Source organism: Myxococcus hansupus, from assembly GCF_000280925.3.
Taxonomy (GTDB): Bacteria; Myxococcota; Myxococcia; order Myxococcales; family Myxococcaceae; genus Myxococcus; species Myxococcus hansupus.
In genome coordinates this window covers 4956674-4976413 of the sequence record NZ_CP012109.1, presented here as the reverse complement: position 1 = coordinate 4976413, position 19740 = coordinate 4956674, and the positions used below count along the sequence as shown (strand labels likewise).

At 69.5% G+C, this 19740-nt stretch carries 15 protein-coding genes and 1 tRNA gene; 9 read left to right on the top strand and 7 right to left on the bottom strand.

What is annotated here, in order from left to right:
• Positions 1-35 precede the first annotated feature (35 nt).
• From A176_RS19150 to A176_RS19140, 3 genes are all read left to right on the top strand, one after another.
• The gene (locus A176_RS19150) at positions 36-278 is read left to right on the top strand and encodes a hypothetical protein (RefSeq protein ID WP_002639788.1); all 243 of its coding nucleotides are present in this window, start codon (positions 36-38) and stop codon (positions 276-278) included.
• 87 nt (positions 279-365) lie between these two features.
• The gene (locus A176_RS19145; RefSeq protein WP_002639789.1) at positions 366-3047 is read left to right on the top strand and encodes a carboxypeptidase-like regulatory domain-containing protein; all 2682 of its coding nucleotides are present in this window, start codon (positions 366-368) and stop codon (positions 3045-3047) included.
• A 219-nt stretch (positions 3048-3266) separates the two neighbouring features.
• Positions 3267-4790, top strand: a complete 1524-nt coding sequence (locus tag A176_RS19140; protein ID WP_002639790.1) for a sensor histidine kinase — start codon at positions 3267-3269, stop codon at positions 4788-4790.
• Here the strand turns inward: A176_RS19140 and A176_RS19135 are convergent.
• From A176_RS19135 to metF, 3 genes are all read right to left on the bottom strand, one after another.
• Positions 4787-5398, bottom strand: coding sequence for a DUF2378 family protein (locus tag A176_RS19135; protein WP_002639791.1), 612 nt, complete (start codon positions 5396-5398; stop codon positions 4787-4789). The genes A176_RS19140 and A176_RS19135 overlap by 4 nt on opposite strands.
• A gap of 257 nt (positions 5399-5655) precedes the next feature.
• Positions 5656-6081: a hypothetical protein gene (locus tag A176_RS19130; protein ID WP_002639792.1), complete on the bottom strand. Its 426-nt coding sequence runs from the start codon at positions 6079-6081 to the stop codon at positions 5656-5658.
• Positions 6078-6950, bottom strand: a complete 873-nt coding sequence (gene metF / locus A176_RS19125; protein WP_002639793.1) for a methylenetetrahydrofolate reductase [NAD(P)H] — start codon at positions 6948-6950, stop codon at positions 6078-6080. Before metF ends, A176_RS19130 begins: the two co-directional genes overlap by 4 nt.
• Before the next feature lie 95 nt (positions 6951-7045).
• Here metF and gcvT point away from each other — a divergent pair, with 95 nt between their 5' ends.
• The 3 genes from gcvT (at position 7046) to gcvP (ending at position 11538) form a co-directional block, all read left to right on the top strand.
• Positions 7046-8128 (top strand): glycine cleavage system aminomethyltransferase GcvT, encoded by a 1083-nt coding sequence (gene gcvT / locus A176_RS19120; protein WP_002639794.1) that lies wholly within the window; start codon positions 7046-7048, stop codon positions 8126-8128.
• A 32-nt stretch (positions 8129-8160) separates the two neighbouring features.
• The gene (gene gcvH / locus A176_RS19115) at positions 8161-8547 is read left to right on the top strand and encodes a glycine cleavage system protein GcvH (protein WP_002639795.1); all 387 of its coding nucleotides are present in this window, start codon (positions 8161-8163) and stop codon (positions 8545-8547) included.
• A gap of 78 nt (positions 8548-8625) precedes the next feature.
• The gene (gene gcvP, locus A176_RS19110; RefSeq protein ID WP_002639796.1) at positions 8626-11538 is read left to right on the top strand and encodes an aminomethyl-transferring glycine dehydrogenase; all 2913 of its coding nucleotides are present in this window, start codon (positions 8626-8628) and stop codon (positions 11536-11538) included.
• A gap of 63 nt (positions 11539-11601) precedes the next feature.
• On the opposite strand, the gene A176_RS19105 is transcribed toward gcvP, so the two are convergent.
• The 3 genes from A176_RS19105 to A176_RS19095 all read right to left on the bottom strand — a co-directional run bounded on the left by A176_RS19105 (position 11602) and on the right by A176_RS19095 (position 15992).
• Entirely contained in the window at positions 11602-12516 is a 915-nt protein-coding gene (locus tag A176_RS19105) for a cation diffusion facilitator family transporter (protein ID WP_002639797.1), read from the bottom strand.
• A gap of 76 nt (positions 12517-12592) precedes the next feature.
• Entirely contained in the window at positions 12593-13837 is a 1245-nt protein-coding gene (locus A176_RS19100) for a TonB family protein (RefSeq protein ID WP_002639798.1), read from the bottom strand.
• 121 nt (positions 13838-13958) lie between these two features.
• Positions 13959-15992 (bottom strand): SpoIID/LytB domain-containing protein, encoded by a 2034-nt coding sequence (locus A176_RS19095; RefSeq protein WP_044891044.1) that lies wholly within the window; start codon positions 15990-15992, stop codon positions 13959-13961.
• 97 nt (positions 15993-16089) lie between these two features.
• Between A176_RS19095 and A176_RS19090 the strand changes: the two genes are divergently transcribed.
• Positions 16090-17754 carry a right-handed parallel beta-helix repeat-containing protein gene (locus A176_RS19090; protein WP_044891061.1) on the top strand — a complete coding sequence of 555 codons (1665 nt, stop codon included), beginning with the start codon at positions 16090-16092 and terminating at the stop codon, positions 17752-17754.
• Positions 17755-17826: 72 nt separating this feature from the next.
• Here A176_RS19090 and A176_RS19085 read toward each other — a convergent pair.
• Positions 17827-17898 (bottom strand) — tRNA-Cys (locus A176_RS19085).
• A gap of 153 nt (positions 17899-18051) precedes the next feature.
• Here A176_RS19085 and A176_RS19080 point away from each other — a divergent pair.
• A complete protein-coding gene (locus A176_RS19080; RefSeq protein ID WP_002639801.1) occupies positions 18052-19203 on the top strand; it encodes an acyl-CoA dehydrogenase family protein in 1152 nt (383 codons plus the stop codon).
• A 118-nt stretch (positions 19204-19321) separates the two neighbouring features.
• On the top strand, positions 19322-19675 hold the full coding sequence (locus tag A176_RS19075) for a rhodanese-like domain-containing protein (RefSeq protein ID WP_002639802.1): 354 nt from the start codon (positions 19322-19324) through the stop codon (positions 19673-19675).
• Positions 19676-19740 lie beyond the last annotated feature (65 nt).

The following is a 19740-nucleotide window of genomic DNA, read 5'->3' as shown; positions in this document are numbered from 1 at the left end:
TCATGCCCACGCAACCCACAACTCGGAGTCGTCACATGAAGAAGATGCTTGCTCGTATTGGTCTGCTCGGTCTGGTCGCGGGTCTCGCCGGCATGTCCTACTCGATGCCCGCGGTCGCCGCGCCCAAGGCCCCCGTCGCGACGCAGGACGCCCGCGACGTGATCATCATCATCACCCCGGATGAGGTCTACCTCTACATCATCGACGATGGTGGCGTGGCCGCGACCGGCACCGTCGCCGCCGCGAAGGCGCTGACCGACGCGACGTTCGACAACTAGTCGTTGTGGCTGACAGGCGCGCGCGGTGCCCCCCGGCACGGCGCGCGCCTGTCGCTTCATGTTCCTCGCTCCCGACTCAGAGACGTGATGAAGCGATTCCTGCCGTGGGCCCTGGGTGTGGTCGTCGTCGTCGTATGCTTCCTCGTGGGGCGGAGCCTCTCCACGCCGGCGCCTTCTCAGGCGCCTTCAGCGGGGCCCCCTTCCGCCGCGCGCGTGGAGGTGCGGACCGAGCGTGCTCCGGCCGCTGGGGCTCGCGGAGGCGGGGGCGGGCCCGCGGAAGCCGTGGCCTTGCAGGTGGTGCCGGACGCGGATGCCACGGGGACGTTGCGGCTCCAGGGGCTGGTGCTGGACGCGCAGGAGTTGCCCGTGGCCGGGGCGCTTGTTCGTCTGGATTCGGCGTCGGTGAGTCCGGTCCAGACGGGGCAGGATGGAACCTTCCTCTTCACGGGGCTGCCCTCCCGGGCCTTCCAGATTGAGGCCTTTCACGCGTCGGCGATGGCGGGCCCCGTCTCCTTCTGGCTGCGCGAGGGCACGGAGCCCCTGGTCCTGCACCTGCTGCCGGCCGCCACCCTCCAGGTGGATGTGGTGGAGCAGGGCTCGCGCAAGCCGCTCCCGGGTGCCCGGGTGGAGGTGCGAGTTCCCCAGCCGCGCACCGCGGACACGGATGGCTCGGGCCGCGCGCTGGTGCAGGCGCTGCCCGCCGGACGTCACACGTTGAGGGTGGCTGCGCCGGGGTATGCGCCCGTGTGGCGCTTCGTGAGCGTGGGGGCCGCGTCCGCGGTGCCGCAGCCGCTCACGGTGGAGCTGGCGGCGGGCGCGGCGGTTTCGGGCACGGTGGTGGACTCGCGGGGAGCGCCTGTTCCAGGTGCGCGCATCACCCCGGTGCCCCAGGCGGGTTCGATGTTGCCCCTGACGGATGCCCGGTGGGATGGCGTGGTGGCGGACGCGGAAGGCCGCTGGCGCTTCGACAGCCTGGAGCCGGGGCTCTATCGCTTCTCGGCGTCGGGTTCTCGCAACGCCCCGGGAGCATCCGCTTCCGTGCGCGTGGCGGGCGCCCAGCCTGTGGACGGCGTCGTGGTGACGCTCGGGGACGCGGCCCGGCTGTCAGGCACCGTGGTGGATGGCCATGGTGCTCCTGTTCCTGGCGCGGTGGTGCGCGTGGTCCTGGATGAAGGCCTGGGCCGCACGGTGGCGCGACAGGCGTCGGTGGGCGTGCGCGGTGATTTCCATCTGGAGGACCTGCCCAGGCGCCGGGTCGCCGTCGCCGCCGTGCATGATGGCGCCTCCTCGTCCACCCGCTATGTCGACCTTGCCCAGGACGGCGCGGGCGCCGACGTGGAGCTGGTGCTGGACGCGACGGGTGTGGTGCGGGGCCGCGTGGAGTTCGCCAGCGGAGAAGCGGTGGGGGAGGCCGTCGTGATGGCGGAGCCGCTCGGCTCCCGGCTTCGGGACCGCGTGGAGGGCACGCTGCGCGGAAAGCACGTCACGGTGGCGGACCCCGGCGGACGCTTCGAGCTGCGTGGACTCGTACAAGGCACCTACCAGTTGCGCGCGGCGGCGCCCGGCACTCCCGTCCATCAACGCGTGGCATGGCTCGGCACGGCCACCCAGGCGGAGACGGGCGGCCCCGAGGTCGTCCTCAAGCTGCGCCGGGGTGGCAGCCTGTCCGGACAGGTTCGCCTGGAGGATGGCGCCACGCCCGCCGCGTTCACCGTCACGCTGCGCGGCGGCTCCGGCACGTCGTTCGGGGGCGGGGATGGCCGCTTCCAGCTCACGGACATCCCGGCGGGCGAGTACACGGTGTTCGTCTCGGGCACGGGCTTCCTCACGAAGGCGCTGCCTGGCGTGAAGGTGGCGGAGGACCAGGACACGCCGATGGGCGCCATCGCGCTGTCGAGGGGGCGCAGGCTCACCGGCCGGGTGCTGGGCGCGGGAGGCGCGCCCGTCCCCGGCGCCATCGTCACCGTCTCACAGCAACTGCGCGGCAGCAGCGTGGTGGTGGGCGGGGCGGCGGAGCTGGAGCACGGCCTGCAACGCGTGAACACGGACGGCGAGGGCCGCTACGTGTTGGAGGGGCTGTCCATCTCCGCGTTGCAACTGGGCGCGGAGCACGCCATCGAGGGCCGCTCGGCGTCCGTGCGCGTGGAGGAAGGCGTGCAGGACCGGACGCAGGACCTCTCGCTCGCCGCGGTGGGCCAGCTCGAGGGCACGGTGCGGCGAGGCGCCGTGCCCGTCAGCGGCGTTCTCGTGCTCGTCACCAGCCCCGGCGCGGCGGCGGGTGGCACCAGCGGCAGCACGGGAACGGATGGCAGCTTCCAATTCGGCAGCCTCGCGCCGGGCACGTACACGGTGCTCGCGGTGGTGGACTCCGGCGCGGGGCAGCAGGTGGAGCGCGCGAGCGCCATCATCCGCCCTGGCGAGACGGCACGCGTGGACCTGGAGCTGCCGCGAGGCGAGGTGACGCTGGTGGTCCAGGCGCAACCCTCTCAGGCGGGCACCAGCGCGGCGGCGGCGCGCGCCATCCTTCTCGCACAGGAGGCGCAAGGTGGCGCCGGGGCACCCACGCAGGTGCAGACGCTGACACTCACCGAGCCCGCGCGCTTCGCCAACATCGCACCCGGTGCCTACCAGGTGTGTGTGAGTGCGGCGCCTGTTCAAGGTGCGCCGGTGTCGGACTCGGGCACGCTCCTGCCGCCCAACTGCCAACCGGTGCGGGTGTCTCTGTCTCCAGCGGAGCAGATGATGATGGTCGCGATGCCCGCTCCGTGACATCCGCTCGGTGTGTTCAAACCTTGTTCAATCCCTGTTGATGGAAAGGAAACCGTGACGGTGTGTTTCACTCCGTCATCAACAGGCCCCAGGGGCAAGTTGCATGTTTCTGTCGGAACAGTCCGCTTATTCCGACAAGTTTGGATTGCCAGGGGTATGTGAGGGGTTAGGATGGCGACTCATCCGGGGGGGGCCGGTATGGCCGGGGTGAGTCACGCAATGATTGAGCAGGATGTGGGCGCGCCTGTGTTTCGAGGGCGATTCGGCCATACACGCGTGGAGGACGTGCGGACGGAGGGTACCGTGTCAGCGGAGACTTCCGACAGCGTGCTGCGCGGTGGCGAGACCGGAGCATTGGAGGCTCGGGTGGAGGCGCTGTTGGCCGAGCACCTGGAGTCCGTGCACCGGAGGGTGGACGCACGCTTCGCCGTGTTGATGGTGGGCCAATGGTTGGTGGCCATCGCGGTGGCGGCGGTGTTGTCGCCCTTCGCCTGGCAGGGCGCTTCGCGCGAAGTGCATCCGCACCTGCAGGTGGCGGTGGTGTTGGGTGGGCTGTTGTCCGCGTTCCCGCTGGTGCTGGTGCGGGTGCGGCCTGGCGAGCTGGCGACCCGTCACGTGGTGGCGGTGGCGCAGATGCTGTGGGCCGCGCTCTTCATCCACCTGACGGGCGGGCGCATCGAGACGCACTTCTACGTCTTCGGCTCGCTGGCCTTCCTGGCCTTCTACCGGGACCCGGCGGTGATGGCGACGGCGACCGTCACCGCGGTGCTGGAGCATGTCCTGCGGGGCATCTGGTGGCCGGAGTCGATTTTCGGCGTGGCCAACCCGGCTTGGTGGCGCTTCCTGGAGCACGCGTTCTGGATGGTGTTCGTCAACGGCGTGCTGGTGATTGCGTGCCGCGAGACGCTGCGGGAGATGCGGCGCGTGGCGGTGCAGCAGGTGCTGCTGGAGGGCGCGTACGCGAACGAGCGCGTGGACCATGAGCATGCCCTGGCGCGCGCGCGGCGCGAGATGAGCACGTACCGGGAGCAGGCGGCCCGCGTGGAGAAGCTGGCGGCGGTGGGGCGCATGACGGCGACGGTGGGCCACGAGCTGCGCAACCCGCTGGCCGCCGCGCGCACCGCCAACGCGGTGGTGGTCCGCCATCTGCGCAAGCTGGACGTGACGCTGGCGGACCAGCGGCTGCAACGCTTCCTGGAAATCATCGAGCGCGAGCTGGCGGTGTGCTCGCGCATCTCCTCGGAGCTGTTGGACTTCGCGCGTGAGCGCCCCCTGGAGCTGCGGCCCTGCTCCCTCCATGCGTTGATGGAGGAGGTGCTGGACGTGGTGCCTCGCCGCGAGGGCGTGCACATCCACAACAACGTGCCGCCCGGCATGGACCCGCCCTGGGTGGACCGGGAGCTGTTGCGCAAGGTGCTCATCAACCTGGTGCAGAACGCGGTGGAGGCGATGCCGCAGGGCCGCGTGGGCCGCGTGGAGGTGAGCGCGGAGGATGGCGGAGGTGGTGCCTTCATCCTGCGCGTCTCCGACAACGGCATGGGCATTCCCGAGTCCATGCAGGAGCGCATCTTCGAGCCGCTCTTCTCCACGAAGCCGGCGGGCACGGGGCTGGGCCTGTCGGTGGTGGCCAGCACGGTGCGCCAGCACGGCGGCACGTTGCGCGTGGAGAGCCGGGAAGGGGAGGGCAGCAGCTTCACCCTCTGCCTTCCCTCGAACAGCCCCGGCGCCGAGGTGGCCGTCTAGCCCCAGGACACCACGTACTCGCTGTCCAGCAGGCTGGTGGCGCGTCCGTGGACGTGCGGGTCGCGGGCGCCAATTGCGTCCAGCGCGGCCCGCACCACGCCCTCGTGGTAGCTGTGCGGCATGAAGTCCCGGAACATGCTGAGGCGACCCTGCCGTTCGCCCAGCCACGCCACGTCGCGCTCGCCGTAGTTGACGGCGGTGCTGTAGCCGGAGGGCAGGTTGCTGACCAGCCGCTTGGGGCACCCCCCGGCGAGCGCCAGGAAGCTGCGGCCCACGACGGTGCTCAGGAAGTCCTGGGCGGAGCGCGTCCCCATGGTCCGCATGGCGGCCTCGAAGCCACCCAGCCGGGGCGCCAGCAGCCCCGCGGCGCTGTACGACAGCCGCAGGAAGCTGGTGATGGGGTACAGGAAGAAGGGCACGAAGGCGCGCTCACGTGAGGCCGCCAGACAGCGTGCCGCGGCGGCTTCACCCGCCTCCTTGCGAACCACGTCGAGCGCCCCCAGGAAGAACATCCCCCGGGCACGGTCCTTCTCCTCCGCGCGGCCCAGACGCCGAGCCAGCTCCGTCAAAGGTTCAGGCGTTCCCCGCTCGACCTCAAGCGCAATCATGGCCACTCCCATGCTGGGAGGAGGCGCCCGGTCCTGGCGCCCCTCGTATGGCTACGAAAGTGAGGGAAAGCAAGAAAGGGTGAAAGCCCGCACGGCTGCAACCCCGGGGCAGGACGGGCCCCATTGGTGAACAGAGCGGGTGCTTCGCCAGAGGGGAAAACACGCCGCGGATGCGTGAACACGTACCCGCGGGCGGTGTGGCCTGAACATCAATTGCTCGCGGCTGGTACGCAGACCAACCGCTGCGTTTTGAACGCTCAGCCCATGGAGAAGGCTTCACGCACGCCATCGCGGCGCAGCGTGAACAGCATCCACACGGCCACCGGCACGCCAATCACGCAGCCGGGGGACAGGATGTAGAGCGCGGTGATGCCGCCCACCGTGGCCAGGCCGTAGCCCCGCAGGTTGAGCGCGCTGATGGCGCCCCACGCGGACAACACGCCGCAGAGGATGCCCACCAGCAGCATCAGCGCCAGCGTGGGCGACAGCTCCAGCGTGGAGGCCTCCGCGCCCGCGGGGACGAAGGGCGACGTCACCTTCAGCGCCGCGAGTACGAAACCCGCGATGTTGTAGATGACGTTGAGCACACCCGTGCACAGCAGGAAGAAGGCGGGCGGCCGGATGAGGTTGAGGACCTTGTTGCGGGGATCGTCTTTGGGGAGGTGCAGTCCAGGACCACTCATGAGCGGGCTCGCAGTGCGCTCACAATCATCCGCGTCGCCGGGGACTTGTTGAGCGTATAGAAATGGATGCCGGGCACGCCCCGGGACAGCAGCTCCATGCACTGCACCGTCGCATGGGCCACGCCGAGCTGGGCCATGGCTTCGGGTTGGTCCTTCACCCGCTCGAGCTGCAACGCCAGGCGCATGGGCACGGTGGCTCCGCACAGGCGCGTGAATCGTTGGATCTGCTCATAGTTGGTGATGGGCATGATGCCGGGGACGATGGGGACGTTGATGCCCGCGCGGCGCGCCCGCTCCACGAAGTCGAAGTAGAACGCGTTGTCGAAGAAGAGCTGCGTCACCACGAAGTCCAGGCCCGCATCCACCTTGGCCTTGAGATGACGCAGGTCGTCGTCACGCGAGGGCGTCTCCACGTGGCCCTCCGGATAACACGCTCCCCCCAGGCAGAAGTTGAAATCCTCTTCTCGGATGAATCGCGTCATCTCCGACGCGTAGCGGAACCCGCCGGGCTGGGGCTCGAAGTGCGTCTGGCCCTTCGGCGGGTCGCCGCGCAGCACCAGGATGTTGTCGACCTTGGCGTCCTTCAGCTTCTCCAGCACGGCGCGCAGCTCGTCCGGGCGGTGCCCCCCGCAGGTGAGGTGCGCCATGGCCTCGATGCCCGTCTCCTGCTTGATGCGCAGCACCAGCTCCACCGTCTTGGAGCGCGTGCTCCCTCCCGCGCCCTCGGTCACCGAGACGAACCCGGGCTGCAGGGCCGCCAGGTCCTCCAGGGCCTTGAGCAGGTTGGCCTCACCTTCCTCCGTTCGGGGCGGAAAGAACTCGAAGGAGAAGCACGGGTCCGAGGGATTCAACCGATTACGAATCTTCATGTCGCCCCCAGTGTAGACGCTCTGCGTCGTCCTTGATCGGGCAAGTCTCGCGGCTATAGTCCGCGCCGTTTTCCACACCCCTCCAGGAGAAGAAGATGGCCCGGCAAACGCCCCTCAACGAGGCTCACCGCAAGCTGGGGGCCAGGATGGTCGACTTCGCTGGCTGGGACATGCCCGTCCAGTACAGCGGCATCATCGACGAGCATGAGACCGTGCGCACCGCTGTGGGCTTGTTCGACGTCTCGCACATGGGCGAGGTGGAGTTCACCGGCCCGGGCGCCCTGGAGACGGTCAACGGACTCATCTCCAATGACCTCGCTCGCATCGCGGACGGGCAGGCCGTCTACGCGGGCCTGCTCGACGAGCGGGGCACCTTCGTTGACGACGTGGTCGCCTACCGCTTCAGCCCCGAGCGCATCCTCATCTGCGTCAACTCCAGCAACCGCGAGAAGGACTTCGCGTGGATGAAGGCGCACGCCCAGGGCGTGACGCCCGTGGACCGGAGCGACGACTTCGCGCAGATCGCCGTGCAGGGCCCCAAGGCCGCCAGCCTGGTGCAGCGCCTGACGAAGACGGACGTGTCGAAGATTGGCACCTACCGCTTCGCGGAGGGCGAGGTCGCCGGCATCCCCAGCATCATCTCCCGCACCGGCTACACCGGCGAGGACGGCTTCGAGCTGTACTGCCCCGCGAAGGACGCGGTGGCGCTGTGGGACGCGCTGCTCACCGAAGGCCAGCAGGATGGCGTGAAGCCCTGCGGCCTGGGCGCGCGCGACAGCCTCCGCACGGAGATGAAGTACGCGCTGTACGGCAACGACATCGACGACCAGCACACCGCGCTCGAGGCGGGCCTGGGGTGGATCGTCAAGCTCGACAAGGCCGCCTTCATTGGCAAGGAAGCGCTGGTGGCCCAGAAGGCCGCGGGCCTGAAGCGCAAGCTGGTGGGCTTCGAGCTCACCGGCAACGGCATCCCCCGCCATGGCTACGCCATCCTCAAGGACGGCGCGCGGGTGGGCGAGGTCACCAGCGGCACCAAGGGGCCTTCCGTGAACAAGGCCATCGGCATCGGCTACGTGCCCGCCGAGCTGGCCGCGGAGGGTTCGACGTTCGACGTGGACATCCGCGGACGCGCCGTGCCCGCGGTGGTGGTCAAGACGCCTTTCTACAAGAAGCCCTGAAGCATCCTCGTTCCACAGACTGGAGCACCGACATGGCCAACGTTCCTGGCGACCTGAAGTACACCGAAGATCACGAGTGGGCCCGCGTTCAGGGCAAGGTGGTGGTGGTGGGTGTCACCGACCACGCCCAGACGTCCCTGGGCGACGTCGTCTATGTGGAGCTGCCCAAGGTGGGCGCCAAGGTGTCCAAGGGCGACGCGGTGGGCACCATTGAATCCGTGAAGGCGGTGTCCGAGCTGTTCTCCCCCGTGTCGGGCACGGTGGTGAAGGTGAACGACGAGCTGTCGGAATCGCCGGAGGACATCAACATGGAGCCGTACGGGGATGGCTGGCTGCTGGAGATCGAGCTGTCGGACCCCAAGCAGGTGGACGGCCTCCTGGATGCCGCCGCCTACACCGAGCTGCTCAAGAACGCCTGAGAGTGAAGCGGCGGGGACCGGCTGTTAGGGACGGTCCTCGACTTCACGACTCACGACTCGCCCGCGAGCCACAACGCCATGTCCTTGAACTGGAAGTATCAGGAGCCGTTTGCCGGCCGTCACATCGGTCCGGATGACACCGAGCTGAAGCAGTTGCTGTCCGCGCTGGGCGTGGACTCGCTCGATGCCTTCATCGACCAGGCCGTCCCGCCCGCCATCCGCGCCAAGGAGCCCTTGAAGCTCCTTTCGGCGCGGGGCGAGCACGAGCTGTTGTCGGCCCTGGAGTCCATCGCCGCGAAGAACCAGGTGTTCCGGTCCTACATCGGCATGGGCTACCACGACACGCACACGCCGAACGTCATCCTCCGCAACATCTTCCAGAACCCGGGCTGGTACACCCAGTACACGCCCTACCAGGCGGAGATTGCGCAGGGCCGGCTGGAAGCCCTGCTCAACTTCCAGACGGTGGTCATGGACCTGACGGGCCTGGAGGTGGCCAACGCCTCCCTGCTCGACGAAGGCACCGCCGCCGCCGAGGCGATGGCGCTGGCGCTGCACGTCAAGGGTGATGACGGCGCCGCCGCCTTCTTCGTCTCCGAGGCCTGCCATCCGCAGACGGTGGACGTGGTGCGCACGCGCGCCCAGCCGCTGGGCGTGGAAGTGGTGGTGGGCGACCACCGCACCGTGGACCTGGGCTCGAAGAAGTTCGTGGGCGCGCTGGTGCAGTACCCGGCCACCGACGGCGCGGTGCATGACTACCGCGCCTTCGCGGAGCAGGTGCACGCCGCGGGCGGCCTGCTCGTGGTGGCCGCGGACCTGCTGAGCCTCACGCTGCTGACGCCGCCGGGCGAGTTCGGCGCGGACGTGGCGGTGGGCAGCGCCCAGCGCTTCGGCGTGCCCATGGGCTACGGCGGCCCGCACGCCGGCTACTTCGCCACCAAGAGCGCCTACACGCGCGTCATGCCGGGCCGCATCATCGGCGTGTCCGAGGACGCGCAGGGCCGCCGCGCGCTGCGCATGGCGCTGCAGACGCGCGAGCAGCACATCCGCCGCGAGAAGGCGACGAGCAACATCTGCACCGCGCAGGTGCTGCTGGCCGTCATCGCCAGCATGTACGCCGTCTACCACGGGCCCAAGGGCCTGAAGTCCATCGCCGAGCGCGTGCACGGCCTCACGGTGCTGCTGGCCCGGGGCCTGACGAAGCTGGGCCTCAAGGTGAAGCACGAGCAGTACTTCGACACGCTGCGCGTGGAGCTGACGGCCCCGCACGTGCGCGCGGTGCTGGGCGCGGCCGAGGCGGCGCGGATGAACTTCCGCCGCATCGACGAGAAGACGCTGGGCGTGGCGCTGGACGAGACGACCAAGGCCTCCGACGTGGAAGACATCCTGGGCGCCTTCATCCTGGGCACCGGCAAGTCCTGTGCGCCGCCGTCGCTGGCGGACCTGGCGGGGGAGGGCGTGGAGAGCTCGGTGGCGCCGGAGCTGCGCCGCACCAGTGAGTTCCTCTCGCACGCCGTCTTCAACAGCTACCACTCCGAGACGGAGATGCTGCGCTACATCCGGCGGCTCGAGGCGAAGGACCTGTCCCTCACGCACTCGATGATTCCGCTGGGCAGCTGCACCATGAAGCTCAACGCCACCGCGGAGATGATTCCGGTGACGTGGCCGCAGTTCGGCCGGTTGCACCCGTTCGCGCCCACCTCGCAGGCGGCCGGCTACAAGGTCATCTTCGAGCAGCTGGAGCAGATGCTGACGCAGGTGACGGGCTTCGCGGGTTGCTCGCTCCAGCCCAACGCGGGCAGCCAGGGCGAGTACGCCGGCCTGCTCGTCATCCGCGCGTACCACCAGAACCGCGGGCAGGGGCACCGGGACGTGTGCCTGATTCCGTCCTCCGCGCACGGCACCAACCCGGCCTCGGCGGTGATGGCGGGCTACAAGGTGGTCGTCACCAGGTGCGATGAGAACGGCAACATCGACCTGGAGGATTTGCGCGCCAAGGCGGAGACGCACAAGGACGCGCTCGCCGCGCTGATGGTGACGTACCCGTCCACGCACGGCGTGTTCGAGGAGGAGATTCGCGAAATCTGCTCCATCGTCCACGAGCGCGGCGGCCAGGTGTACATGGACGGCGCGAACCTCAACGCGCAGGTGGGCCTCACGGCGCCGGGCCTCATTGGCGCGGACGTGTGCCACATCAACCTGCACAAGACGTTCTGCATCCCGCACGGCGGTGGCGGCCCGGGCATGGGCCCCATCTGCGTGGCCAGCCACCTGGTGAAGTTCCTGCCGGGACACCCGGTCATCAACACGGGCGGCTCGGAGGCCATTGGCGCCATCTCCGCCGCGCCGTGGGGCAGCGCCAGCATCCTGCTCATCTCGTGGATGTACATCGCGATGATGGGCGGTGAGGGCCTCACGCACGCCACCAAGGTGGCCATCCTCAGCGCCAACTACATCGCCGAGCGCCTGCAGCCGCACTACCCGGTGCTGTATCGGGGCAAGCGCGGCAAGGTGGCGCACGAGTGCATCGTCGACCTGCGGCCGCTGAAGAAGACGGCGGGCGTCGAAGTGGAGGACGTCGCCAAGCGCCTCATGGACTACGGCTTCCACGCGCCCACGGTGTCCTTCCCGGTGGCGGGCACGCTGATGATCGAGCCCACGGAGAGCGAGTCCAAGGCGGAGCTGGACCGTTTCTGCGACGCGATGATCGCCATCCGCCAGGAGATTCGCGACATCGAGGAGGGCCGCATGCCCAAGGACAACAACGTCCTGAAGCACGCGCCGCACACCTCGCGCGTCGTCACCGCGCCGGAGTGGAACCACCCGTACTCGCGGGAGCAGGCTGTGTTCCCCACGCCGTGGGTGCGTGAGAACAAGTTCTGGCCCTCCGTGGGCCGCCTCAACAGCGTGCTCGGCGACCGCAAGCTGGTCTGCTCGTGCCCGCCGACCGAGGACTACATGACGCCGGAGCCCACGGCCGCCACGGCCTGAAGCGGCGCTTCGCTTCGGAGGTGACGAAGGCCGTCTCCCTGTGAGGGGAGGCGGCCTTTGTCGTCACGCCGTCGTGGCCACCGCGGCGCGGTCGGGCTCGACGTGGACCACCACGTCCACCACCTGCGGATAGGCGGCCTGGAGCGTTCGTTCCACGAGGTCCGCCAGCTCGTGGGCCTGCGCGGTGGTGAGCTGCGGGTCCACCTCGATTTTGAGGTCCACGTAGACGCTCTCCTCCATGCCGCGGCTGCGCACGTCGCGGCAGGAGCGCACGCCCGGGACGCCCAGCGTGTGCTGCTTCACCGCCTCCGGGTCCAACCGGGCGGTGTCGGAGAGGATGCCCACCGCCTGCTTGACGATGCCGTAGGCCACCCAGGCCACGAACACCATGACGGCCAGCGCGATGAGTCCGTCCGCGCGCGGGTAGCCCAGCCACACCAGCGCCAGGGAGCCCAGCACGGCCAGGGTGACGTAGACGTCGGACATCGTGTGGCTCGCGTCCGCCAGCAGCAGGGCGCTCTTGTACTTGCGCCCGTAGTGGCGCTCCACCCGCGTCACCACCATGTTCACCACCAGGGTGCAGGCCATCACCGCCGCCATGGTGCCCGTCACCTGCGGGTGCTTGTCGTTGAGCACCGAGTCGAGCGCCATGCGCCCCAGCTCCAACATGCCCACGCCAATCATCGCGCCAATGCCCAGCGAGGCCAGCGCCTCGAACTTGCCGTGGCCATAGGGGTGGTCCTCGTCCGCGGGCCGCGAGGCGACGCCCATGGCCACCAGGCCCAGGACGTTGGAGCCGCCGTCGATGAACGAGTGCAGCCCGTCCGCCGTCACCGCCGCGGACTGGCTGAGCATGCCGAAAACCAGCTTGGCGCTGGCCACCACCCAGTTGGCCACGAGGATGCCAAGCAGCACGTTGCGGACCTTCCGGCTCCGCTCCTGCTGCGCGAGGTTTCTGTCGGTGAGCGTCGCTTCCACGGCGTGGCACCGTAGTGGGAAGCGCGCCCGGCCGCGAGAGGCTGTGGGGTGGGGCGTGGAGAAGCGCGCGGAGCGCTCAGTTGGGTTGGCGGAACAGCCGCATCCGGGGGCCGCCCCCCATCTCCATGAAGAAGCCGAACTGGAACTTCACCTTGGAGTCGTTCGACAGCAGGCCCGCCGGTGGGTTGGGGAAGGGCTGCGCGCGCTTGAAGGATGACACCGCCTCCAGGTCCAGGAAGTCGAGCCCGCTGCTCTTCTCCACCTGGATGTCCGTCACCTGGCCGCGCTCGTCCAGCGTGATTTCCAGCAGCGTGTACCGGTCCCGCCCCGTGTAGATGCCGCCGGTGGGGTCCCTGCGGCGAAGCTGCTCGTTGGGGTTCCAGTGCATGCCCACGCTCTGCTTCACGCGGTTGAAGAAGCTGGCGTACTTCCACTCGCGCGTGTTGAGGAGCGTCTGGTCGCCCTCGGCGGCGTCCTGCAGGTGGTCGTTGGGCGCGGCGCCCAGGACCTTGTCCATGACGGCGCGCGACGGCATCAGGGATGCCAGCCCCGGCGAACCCGCGCGGCCCGCCGAGCCGGCCTCTTCTCCGCCCGAACCCGGCTGGATGTTGAGGCGCTTCGAGTTGCCCACCACCTCGTCGCTCTCGTTCTGATTGTTCACTTCCACGCCCGGCCCCGGCGACGTCGGGTCCGTCCGCATGGCCACTTCGTTCTTCCGGCGGGCGTCGGGAATCTCGAACGCGGGCTTCTGGCCACCCTGGGCCAGGGGGCGGTCATCGTTGCCCATGCCGTTGTTGCCGGACAGGCGGGGCGCCTGCGCGTCCGTGTTCTGCCCCTCCTGGTTCTGCGGCGCCGTCCGCTGGGGCATGGCGTTCCGGTAGAAGGGCGTCTGCTCGCGCGAGCGCGTCTCCTTCTTCACGCGGTTGTTGCTCTCCGCGAGGTACTTGGCGTTCGGGTCCACCTCGTTGTTGCCCGGCGCCACGTCCACGACCTGGCCCTTGGGCGTCTCGTCCGGCTTCTTCTCCTCGGGCTTCTTCTCCTGCGCGCGAGGCCGGTCGGTCGTCTGCGGCTTCGTCTGGGGGGACGCCTTGCCGCGGTTCTGCGCCCACTGGTCGGCGGTGAGCGGACGCACGGCGACCGACGTGGGCCGCGTCGCGGCCTTGCGCGCCACCGGCTCGCCCTGGAGCGAGCTCGTCAGGAGCAGGGTGCCCACGTAGACGGCATGGAGCAGGAGGGCAACCGCCACCGCCGCGGCGAAGCGCCCCGCCGATGACCCTTGCCGCCTCCGGCGACGCCAGTTGTTAGGTGAACCCGTGCTCACGGCGGGATGATAAACCTCCGGACGGGCTGACTAGTCCCGTCGCGTTCGCGACTGAACAGGTGAAGTGGGTCGTCGATTCGCGAGCCGTGCACCGGTTTGAAGGATAACCCCTCTTCCGCCTTCAGTAGATGGGGGCGACCTCTGCACCGTTGAAGTAGTGACGGAGGATGTCCTGGTAGCGCTGCCCGGCCTCCGCCCGGCCGATGGCGCCTGTCTGGCACATTCCTACGCCGTGGCCCCACCCACCGCCACGGAAAAGCCAGCCGGTGAGCCGCCCCTCGGCGTCCCGCTCGGCCTCCACCACGGCCATGCTGCTGTTGAGCATGCCGAAGAGGCGGCGGATGTTGAGCTCGCCCCGGACCTGGGTGGCCCCTTTGTCGCCAGAAACCGACAAAACGCTCGCCCGGCCGGAGACGCCCCGGTCCGTCAACGCGAGCGCCTGGACACGCCCCACGCCCAGCTTCTTCAGTCGCGCGTCCACCTGTTCGGCGGTGAAGCGCTTCTCCCAGCGGAACTTGCTGGGCTGCGCGAAGCTGGACAGGCGGCAGGCGGCAGGCAGGTTGCTCGTTGTCAGCCAGCGCTCCAGGTTGGCGGGGAGGGGAGGGTTGCCCACGGGGCCGATGACGTCCGGCCGGCCGCGGAGGCTGGGGTCCGGGGGCCCACCCCACACGACATCATTGTCCTCGGTGTGCCCACCGCAGACGGCGCTGTAGACGGAGTCCACCAGGCGGCCCTCGTCGTTGAAGAGCCCCTCGCCGCGCGTGGCCAGCACCGCGGCCGTGGTGCTGGCCGCCTCGCCGGTGCGGCCCCGGTAGACGGCGCAGTGCTGCTCGGAGCACAGGAGGTAGGGGTCCGCCAGGTGCTTGATGCCCACCTTGGCCAGCACCTCGCCGCGCGCGGTGACGGCCTGGGCCTTGAGGGCCTCCGTGTGCGCGCGGGCGAAGATTTCCGCGGGCACGAGCCCTTTCAGCAGGTCTTCCAGTGGCACCACGTTGACCACGGCGAGCAGGCCGGCGCGGTCCACGACGAGCTGGAGTGCGCCTCGGAAGGTGCGGTCCTCGAAGCCATGGAAGTCGTAGCCGACGCCGAACTCCACCTGACGCACGTCGAAGCCCGCGCCGTCGGGGGTCTCCGCGTCCAGCCGGTCCTGGGCCATGCCCACCACGCCGCCTGATTCGTCGCGGACCTCCAGGATGGCGCTGGCCGGGGTTCGGACCTCCTCGAAGAGCATCGTCTGGGCGCCGTGGCTCCGCAGCAGCTCCGTCTGCTTGCGGCCCGCCGCCTCGGGCGTGAAGACCTCGTCGAGGAGCAGAAGGGTGCGCCGGTTGTCGATGACCTTGCCCGCGATTCCGTAGACGGTGCCCAGCACCTGGGGGCGCACCGCGAGCCCCTTCGCGCGCCAGGACTCCAGCGCCGCCTGCATGCCCGCGCGGTCCGCGATGCGGAACTCGGCAAGCTGCACCCGGGCGGACAACACGGCGGGGGCGCCTTGCGTGACGCGCACCATCCAGCGCGTACCCGCCGCGGCGTCGAGCACCTTGTCCCCGGGGCCGCCGAAGCGCAGCCGCATCCGACCGCGCGGGGAGAAGATGACTTCGCGGCGGCCTTCCATCAGCCGGACGGGGACGCGGGGCTCGCCGCCACGGAAGTCCAGGCGCTTGAGGTCGCCCGGGGTGGGGATGCCCTGCGCGAGCGGATCCTCCACCGAAGGGGTGGTGTCCGCGGAGGACGTGGCATTCCGCCCTGGAGCGGACGTGCCCGAACCCGTGCTGGCGCTGACGGCTCCCACGGTGTTCTCGGCTGGCCGCGAGCGGGCAGCGGCGTCGTCCACCGAGTCCAAACCCGATGTGCCGGATCGGGTGGGGCGCTCCGCGGCGTCGCCGCCCTCCGTCGTGGTGGAGCTAGATGCGCCGGTTCGGGCGGGGCGCTCCGCTGCGTCATCTTCCTCCGTGGCCGTGTCACCTACGCCCTCGCCGGCCGCGCGACGCGAGGCCTCGGTGACTTGCACGCTGGGCTGTCCCACCGCGGATGCACGAGGGACGTCCGTCGCGGGCTGCGGGGCCGCGCAGGCGGAAATCAGGACAGCGGCGATGACGAATCGGACGGCGTGGAGCACGGGGGGCGACACCGTACTGTCGCACCTCCGAGCTGTCACGAGCCGTTCACCGTACGCTCGCCGGGCCGTCCGGCCGGTACGTGTCGTGACGCACAGGGATGAATACAGGACCCCGCTTCCGGCGTTGGTCCTGCTCATGAAAATTCGACCTGGCAACTGCCTGAAGCTGTCGTACCTGGCCGCGTGTCTGCTCCTTCTGGGCGGGACGGCCTGCTCTGGCTCCGACAGTGGCGGAGCGACCGTGCCCCCGTCCAGCCAGTCCCCGGCACCTCGGCCCGCGGCGCCTGGCTCCGCGGAATCTCCCACGCCCGTGCGTGCCCTCTCCACGCGCCCCCCCGTGGGCGTGCAGGCGGTGGCGGGCACGCCCGTGGCCGCGCTGCCGGACCATTCGGACCACGCGAACATCGAGGACCCGTCTCCGCAGCCGGCCGTCACCGCCACGGCGATGTCCGTGCCCGAGGCGCCGCCCATCTATACGCGCGAGTGGGTCGTGAGCACGGCTGGCAATGACGACGGCGACGGCAGCGCCGCGCAGCCGCTGCGCACCATCAACAAGGCCGTCGGCCTGGCCAGCCCTGGGGAGCTCATCCGGGTGCTCGCCGGCACGTATGCGGAGCGCATCATCATCGGTGACGCCGCGAAGCCCGGCACCGCCGACGCGAAGATCACGCTCCAGGGAGAAGGCAGCCCGCGCATCGTCCTGGGCCCGGGCGAGCACGGCCTGGTGCAGGTGCGCCAGCCTCATTGGATCATCGACGGCTTCGAAATCGACATGGAGGGCCAGACGCCCTTCGCCGTCACGTTCGAGGGCGACGTCACGGGCTCGATGCTCGTCAACTCGGACCTGCACGGCGGCACGGGCGGCGGCGCGGTGACGACGTTCAACAACGCCACCGGTCCCACCATCGAGAACAACCACATCCACGACTTCGTGAAGACGACGGGCAACGAGGACTCCCACGGCGTCGTCGTGCAGCCCACGTCGCGGAACGTCACCGTGCGCAACAACGACATCCACGACGTCTCGGGGGACTCCGTGCAGTGCCTCGGTCCCGAGGGCTTCAGCGGCCTGCCTCCCGCCGAGGACCTGCTCATCGAGAACAACCACTTCTACGCCAACCGTGAGAACGCCGTGGACATCAAGACGTGCTACGGGGTGACCCTCCGCAACAACCGGATGCACCAGTTCCTCCCGAGCTCCACGGCCCGGGGCGACGTCGTCGTCATCCACTACTCGGCGAGCAACATCCTGGTGGAGGACAACGAAATCTACGACGGTGCCAAGGGCATCGCGGTGGGTGGCAACCACGACGGTGCCATGCCCAACGGCGTCGTCATCCGCCGCAACCGCGTGCACGACATCACCGAGGCGGGCGGGGGAGAGGGCACGGCCATCCGCCTGGAGAATTCGAAGGGCACCACGGTGGTCAACAACACGGTGTCACGCGCGGCCACGGCGCTCATCATCGGCCACGGCACCGGCGGGCCCACCGAGTCCCCGGTGGTGAAGAACAACATCTTCGCGGAGGCGCCCGTCGCGGTGAACATGGGCCCCATGGCCCCGGGCATGAACATGGGCAACAACCTCTTCCCGGCCGGTGCCCAGTTCAAGCAGGCCGGCGTCGCCATGGACCTGGCGGCGTACCAGGCCGCCACGGGGGACACCACCTCCCGCACCGGCCCCGCGGACCTGGGCGCGGCCTTCTCGCCGGGGCCCATGGCGCAGGGGGCGGGCGTGGACATCGGCATGCCCTTCTGCGGCGCCGCGCCCGACATCGGCGCGGTGCAACTGGGCTGCTGACCGGCCCCGCGAACCCCTGAAAAGCACAAGGCCCGATGCGGAATCAGCTCCGCACCGGGCCTTGGTTCTTTGAGGCGCCACCCGGATTCGAACCGGGGAATGAAGGTTTTGCAGACCTTTGCCTTACCACTTGGCTATGGCGCCGAGAGGATGGGGTCGGCTTATACGCAGCCCGCCCCCGCGCGGTCAAGGATGCAACGGCTGTCTGGGCTGCGAGCGTCCCGTTACCATGGCGGCACGAAAAGGTTCCACCCCGGGTGTGCCTTCCGGCCGCCGGGCAGACGAGGTGCTCGAACGATGCTTCACGGCCACGGGCTGTACCTGGAAGAGCATGACGCGTTTCGCCGCACGGTGCGTGCGGTGGTGGAGAAGGAAATTCTCCCCCACGTGAGGGACTGGGAGGCCCAGGAGGCGTTCCCCCGGGAGCTCTTCACCCGGTTTGGTGAGCTGGGCTTCCTCGGCCTGAAGTACCCGGTGGAGTACGGGGGCTCGGCCGCGGGCGAGCTCTATGAGGCGGTGCTCCTGGAGGAGCTGGGCCGCTGCGGCTCGGGCGGTGTGTCCGCGGGACTGGGCGCGCAGTTCACCATCTCCACCGGCCCCATCCACCTGTTCGGCACGGACGCGCAGAAGCGCCGCTGGCTGGCCCCCGCGATTGCCGGCGAGAAGATTGGCGCGCTGGGCATCACCGAGCCCGACGCTGGCTCGGACGTGGCGGGTCTTCGCACCACCGCGCGGCGCGACGGGGACCACTTCGTCGTGAATGGCTCCAAGACGTACATCACCAACGGCGTGCGCGCGGACTTCGTGGTGGTGGCGGTGAAGACGGACCCGTCCGCCGGCCACAAGGGCCTGTCCATGCTGGTGGTGGAGAAGGGCACGCCGGGCTTCTCCGTGGGGCGCAAGCTGGACAAGCTGGGCTGGCGCGCGTCGGACACGGCGGAGCTGTTCTTCGAGGACTGCCGCGTGCCCGTGGAGAACCTGCTCGGCGTGGAGGGGCAGGGCTTCGCTCAAATCATGGGCAACTTCCAGTGGGAGCGCCTGTCTCTCGCCCTGGGGGCGGTGGGCGCCATGGAGGACATGCTGGAGACGGTGCTGGCGCACGTGAAGTCGCGGCGCGCGTTCGGCCAGTCGCTCCACCAGTTCCAGGTGGTGCGCCACAAGCTGGCGGACCTCTTCACCGCGCGCGAGTCCGCGCGTCAGCTCACGTACCACGCGCTGCGGCTGCACGTGGCGGGGGAGTGGGCCGTGGCCCAGACGTCCATGGCGAAGAAGGTGGCTACCGAGACGTGCTGCCACGTGGCGGACGAGTGCCTCCAGCTCCACGGCGGTGCGGGCTACATGATGGAGTACGACATCCAGCGCCACTGGCGCGACGCGCGGCTGGGGCCCATCGGCGGGGGCACCAGTGAGGTGATGAACGAAATCATCGCCAAGCAGCTCGGACTCTGAGCGCGAAGGCGCGGTGCGGCACGCCGCCTTGTCCTTCACGCGGGGGGCAGGCGGGGAGGCGCCACGGAAGAGGCCGTTGGGGCTCCGGGTTACCCGAGAAGACCCCGCGGAGGTCGCCGTGGAGCCCATCATCGTCTGTGCCGAGCTGTACATGCGTCTGGGGGACGACGAAGTGCTCGTCCTCGACTGTCGGGACGCTGCCGATTGGGAGCGTTATGACCTGCACATCCCTGGAGCCTTGCGGATGACGGCCTCGGAGATTGCCCGTGATCACCACATGCTTCCGGACGATGAACTCATCGTCCTGTGTGGCTGTTCGCCGGACAGCAGGGACACCCGCCGCGTCTGCCGGTTGCTCCGGATGAAAGGGCGCGAGGCCGTCTGCCTCGAAGGCGGACTGCTGGCGTGGGTGACGGGCGGCTTTCCCACGGAGCGCCATCACCGGGCACCCGTCGCCGCGATGCCCCGCTGACTTCCGGGCGGATGCGGTGCGTCGTGAAAGGGTGTATGGGAGCGGGCGACTACCTCCTCCTCTGG